At 38.8% G+C, this 4,279-nt stretch carries 3 protein-coding genes and 1 pseudogene; 3 read left to right on the top strand and 1 reads right to left on the bottom strand.

Annotated features, from left to right (window positions below; all coding sequences use genetic code 11):
• Positions 1-321 precede the first annotated feature (321 nt).
• Genes HSISS2_RS04555 through HSISS2_RS04545 form a run of 3 tightly spaced genes read left to right on the top strand, consistent with a single transcriptional unit; the run spans position 322 to position 3,144 of the window.
• Positions 322-1,149 (top strand): alpha/beta hydrolase, encoded by an 828-nt coding sequence (locus HSISS2_RS04555; protein WP_002888883.1) that lies wholly within the window; start codon positions 322-324, stop codon positions 1,147-1,149.
• 50 nt (positions 1,150-1,199) lie between these two features.
• The gene (locus HSISS2_RS04550; protein ID WP_008534305.1) at positions 1,200-1,940 is read left to right on the top strand and encodes an esterase family protein; all 741 of its coding nucleotides are present in this window, start codon (positions 1,200-1,202) and stop codon (positions 1,938-1,940) included.
• A 40-nt stretch (positions 1,941-1,980) separates the two neighbouring features.
• Positions 1,981-3,144: an acetyl-CoA carboxylase biotin carboxylase subunit family protein gene (locus HSISS2_RS04545; protein WP_021145611.1), complete on the top strand. Its 1,164-nt coding sequence runs from the start codon at positions 1,981-1,983 to the stop codon at positions 3,142-3,144.
• Between the two features lie 54 nt (positions 3,145-3,198).
• On the opposite strand, the pseudogene HSISS2_RS04540 reads toward HSISS2_RS04545, so the two are convergent.
• A pseudogene (locus HSISS2_RS04540) lies at positions 3,199-4,279 on the bottom strand (DEAD/DEAH box helicase); the annotation flags it as partial.

The following is a 4,279-nucleotide window of genomic DNA, read 5'->3' as shown; positions in this document are numbered from 1 at the left end:
AGTGTTGCTTGAACCTCGATGTAGGTATCTTTTTCAAAAACAAGAGAAATAATGATATTTGGGTCTTTAATTCCGATTAATTCTGTGGTATTCTTAATAAGTCTCATAAGTTCTTCCTAATGATGGTTTGGTTGCTTTTCATTATAGTTCTTATGGGACTTTTTGTCTGCATTCAAAAAGCTCTATAATCTCTATAGTGATTTTACCCACTACAGAAATTATAGAGCCAAAAAAGTCAAGAGGGCCTTAGTAATAAGGCTCTTTTTCTGTAAAAATATGGTATAATAGAGTCAAATTTTGAATAGAGTGAGTTTTCTGATAATGAATAAATCTTATTTTTACTTGGTGATGAAAACGCATGAGTTGGAAGTACCATATACTGCTAAACTTCGACGAGTGCGTGTTCTTCTCCCCAAAAATTATGAAACAGATACAGATCGTTCTTACCCTGTTGTGTATTTTCATGATGGTCAGAATGTTCTTTATAGTAAGGAAGCATTTTCAGGTTATTCTTGGAAAATTATTCCGACTCTCAAGCGTAATCCGGATATTTCTCGTATGATTGTAGTGGCTATTGATAATGATGGTCCAAATCGTATGAATGAGTATTCTGCATGGAAGTATCAAGAATCTAATATTCCTGGTGTTCAATTTGGAGGAAAGGGAGTTGAGTATGCAGAGTTTGTCATGGATGTGGTGAAGCCTTTCATTGATAAAGAGTACCGTACTCTTTCAGACCGCCAGCACACTGCCATGATTGGTTCTTCACTTGGTGGTAACATCACTCAGTTTATGGGCCTTGATTATAAGGACCAGATTGGGTGTCTAGGTGTATTTTCTTCAGCTAACTGGTTGCATCAAGATGCTTTTGACCGTTATATGGATCGTCAAAAATTAGATTCTGATCAGCGTGTTTATATTTATGTAGGGACAGAGGAGGCTGACGATACGGACAAGACCTTGATGGCTGGTAATATTAAGCAGGCTTATATTGATTCGTCACTGAGTTATTATCATGATTTGATTGCCCGTGGTGTTGACTTGGAGAATATCAAAATTCACATTCAATCCGGTGCTGAACATAATGAAGAGGCATGGGCTGAGAATTTACCAGACTGTTTACGCTTTTTCGCTGAGAAGTGGGACTAGTCTTTAATGTCATAACTATTTAATAGCAATTTAGGAAAAGGATTTAAACTATGAATATCGAACATCTTAGCCACTGGAGTGGCCAATTGAACCGTGAAATGTATCTTAATCGTTATGGGCACGCAGGTATCCCTGTGGTAGTTTTTGCTTCATCAGGTGGAAGTCACAATGAATACTATGATTTTGGTATGATTAATGCTTGTGAACGCTTCATTGAAGAAGGGCGTGTGCAATTCTTTACACTTTCAAGTGTAGACAGTGAGAGCTGGCTTTGCGATTGGAAAAATCCACACGATCGTGCAGAAATGCATCGTGCTTATGAACGTTATGTGATTCAAGAAGCCATTCCATTCATCAAACACAAGACTGGTTGGTTTGATCCTATGATGACAACTGGTTGTTCAATGGGTGCTTACCATGCGCTTAATTTCTTCTTGCAACACCCAGATGTTTTCAATAAAGTAGTAGCCCTTAGCGGTGTTTATGATGCACGTTTCTTTGTTGGTGAATACGGAGGAGATGAGGCTATTTACCAAAACTCACCATCAGATTATATTTGGAATCAAAATGATGGTTGGTTTATCGATCGTTATCGTCAATCTGAAATTGTTGTGTGTACAGGTCTTGGTGCTTGGGAACAAGATGGTCTTCCTTCTTATTACAAACTTAAGGAAGCTTTTGAACAAAAGAATATTCCAGCTTGGTTCTCTGAGTGGGGATACGATGTAGCCCACGATTGGGAATGGTGGCGTAAACAGATGCCATATTTCCTTGACAACATGAACCTATAATTTTCTTATCTACTGAGTAACTAAAAAAGAGGAATCAGAAATGAATTATATTGTTATTTCACCTTACTATCCACAAAACTTCCAACAGTTTACTGTTGAACTTGCTAATAAGGGAATCACTGTTCTCGGTATTGGTCAAGAGCCTTATGAACAATTGGATCAGCCTTTGAAAGATGCGTTGACTGAATACTTCCGAGTGGATAATTTGGAAAATTTGGATGAAGTGAAACGTGCAGTTGCCTTTCTCTTCTATAAACATGGACCAATCGATCGTATCGAATCACATAATGAATACTGGTTGGAATTGGACGCAGCCCTTCGTGAACAGTTTAATGTATTTGGTGCTAAGCCGGAGGACCTCAAGAAGACAAAATACAAATCTGAAATGAAAAAGCTTTTCCAAAAGGCTGGTGTCCCAGTTGTACCAGGTGATGTGGTTAAGACAGATGCGGATGTGGATAAGGCTGTAGCCGAAATCGGACTTCCAATGATTGCTAAACCAGACAACGGTGTCGGTGCAGCTGCAACATTCAAACTTGAAACTGGGGACGATATCAATCATTTCAAGGCTGAGTGGGATCATGAAACAGTTTATTTCTTTGAAAAATTTGTGACTTCAAGTGAAATCTGTACTTTTGATGGTTTGTTGGATAGTAATGGCAATATTGTCTTCTCAACAACTTTTGATTATGCCCACACGCCACTTGATTTGATGCTTTACAAGATGGATAATTCTTACTACGTTCTTAAGGATATGGATCCTAAGTTACGTCAGTATGGTGAAGCTATTATCAAAGAATTTGGTATGAAGGAACGTTTCTTCCATATTGAATTCTTCCGTGAAGGTGATGATTATATTGCAATTGAGTATAATAATCGCCCTGCCGGTGGTTTCACTATTGATGTTTATAACTATGCTCATTCTATTGATTTGTACAAGGGTTATGCGGATGTCGTTGTTGGGGAGCCTTTCCCAGCATCTCACTTTGAACCACTTTACTGCTTGGCAACATCACGTCGTGCAAATTCTCACTACGCTTATTCAGAAGAAGAACTCTTCGACAAATACCGTGATCAACTTAAGGTTAAGAAAATCATGCCTGCTGCCTTTGCAGAGTTGCAAGGTGATTACCTCTACATGTTGACAACACCTAGTCGTGAAGAAATGGAACAAATGATTGAGGACTTTGGTAAAAAAGCCTAATTTGTATATGCTAAAAGCGCTTCAGCGTTTGAACTGAAGTGCTTTTGTCATGCCTTATTTTTCGTGAAGTTCTTGGTTTTTCAGAACCAGTTCTGAAACTTTGGCGAATTTTTAAGTTTTTTGAGATCTTCTGGATGGGTTACTAAGCTGATGACACTACCTTCATTTCCCATACGACCAGTACGTCCTGCACGGTGAGTGTAGGCTTCCCGATTTCGAGGAATATCGAAGTTGATGACCACTTCAAGCTTTTCAATATCGATTCCTCGTGCCAATAAATCAGTTCCTAGTAAAAGTGAAATCTCATGATTTTTGAATTTTTCCAAGATAACTTTACGGAATTTGACATTAATATCACTGGCAAGTGATACTGCTGAAGCCCCATTAAATTGAAGGCGCTCTTCGGTAGCGCCAAGGTCAGAAAGACTGTTGAAAAATACAAGACCACGGAAGTCAGGAATATTGGAGAACTTACGAAGAAGTTCGACACGGTGACGTTTATCAACACTGATATAATAATGTTTAATGGTGTCAAGTTTTTGGTCAGATAAGTCATAAACAATAGTATTTTCCACAAGATCTTGATCGTCAATTTTGTTAGTCGCTGAAATGTAGATCATTTGATGGTCACGAGGGACATGGTGGCTGATTTTTGTTACGAAATGGTATTGGCTATCACTAAGAAGCTCATCAAATTCATCAAGGATGATGGTGTTGACGTTCATCATCTTGATTTTTTTGAGTTTAATCAGTTCGAAGACACGACCAGGGGTTCCGATAAGAATTTCTGGTCCTTTCTTCAGACGTTCAATCTGGCGTTTTTGGCTAGAGCCAGAAAGGAAGAGTTGAGCAGTAATCCCTAGTGGCTCAGCCCATTGTTTGGTCACATCAAAAATTTGTCCAGCAAGCTCAGAATTGGGTGCTAGGATAAGCAATTGCTGAGCTTTTTTGGCTTTAGAGAAAGGAGAAGTGGGAGGAGGTAGGCCAGAGTCTTACCTGTTCCAGTTGGGCTGATACCCAAAACATTGTCCCCTTCTGTAATTGGTGCAAAGAGTTCTTTTTGAATGGCAGTTTCTGTTGTGATTCCTTTTTCTTTAAGGAGGTCTTGCCATTGTTCAGGAAAGTTTGTAAAACA

This window comes from Streptococcus sp. HSISS2 (assembly GCF_000448665.1).
Lineage (GTDB): Bacteria > Bacillota > Bacilli > Lactobacillales > Streptococcaceae > Streptococcus > Streptococcus raffinosi.
Note: the sequence above shows the minus strand (reverse complement) of the source record. Positions and strands in the feature narration are given on the sequence as shown.

What these genes read in the sequence shown, in the direction of transcription:
- HSISS2_RS04555 (WP_002888883.1), top strand. Translation starts at nt 322, where the DNA reads ATGAATAAATCTTATTTTTACTTGGTGATGAAAACGCATGAGTTGGAA.
- HSISS2_RS04545 (WP_021145611.1), top strand. Translation starts at nt 1,981, where the DNA reads ATGAATTATATTGTTATTTCACCTTACTATCCACAAAACTTCCAACAG.
- HSISS2_RS04550 (WP_008534305.1), top strand. Translation starts at nt 1,200, where the DNA reads ATGAATATCGAACATCTTAGCCACTGGAGTGGCCAATTGAACCGTGAA.